The organism is Mesorhizobium sp. M1A.F.Ca.ET.072.01.1.1 (assembly GCF_004023325.1).
Taxonomy (GTDB): Bacteria; Pseudomonadota; Alphaproteobacteria; order Rhizobiales; family Rhizobiaceae; genus Mesorhizobium.
The window spans coordinates 1-412 of sequence record NZ_RZSF01000770.1 but is presented as its reverse complement, the minus strand read 5'-3'; the positions used below and the strand labels follow the sequence as shown (position 1 = coordinate 412).

Below are 412 nucleotides of genomic sequence, written 5' to 3'. Positions count from 1 at the left end.
TAGGATCTGACCAGCACGACCGCCGCATCTTCAGGCTTGTTGTTCCAGCTCGACAGCGCGACCGCCTGCGTTCCCGTGTCGTTGGTCGCGCCGGCCATCACCAGATTGGCCGCGGTTTTGACGCCAGCGCGCATCTGCAGGTAACTCGACACGTAGGACCAGCCGTCGGCGATGCCGAGGCAGACGAAGCACAGGATGGGCAGCACCATGGCAAATTCCACGGCGGCTATCCCGGCCTTGTCCCGGAAAATGCGCAGGGTCCGCCCAACCATGCGCGCTACTCGACGAGCTGAACGGACTGCGTCGCCGGAATGTCCTTCATCCCGAGACTGGTGCAGTCCTGCTTGATGGTCGTGCTGCCCGACCATTGGATGGTGTCGGCGACGACCTGGGTGCAGCCGCCGCTGCCGGA

At 64.3% G+C, this 412-nt stretch carries 1 protein-coding gene; it reads right to left on the bottom strand.

Annotated elements, in window-relative coordinates:
- A partial coding sequence (locus tag EOA32_RS37945) for a TadE/TadG family type IV pilus assembly protein (protein WP_145971543.1) occupies nt 1–272 on the bottom strand: 272 nt, incomplete at its 3' end.
- Between the last annotated feature and the right edge of the window lie 140 nt (nt 273–412).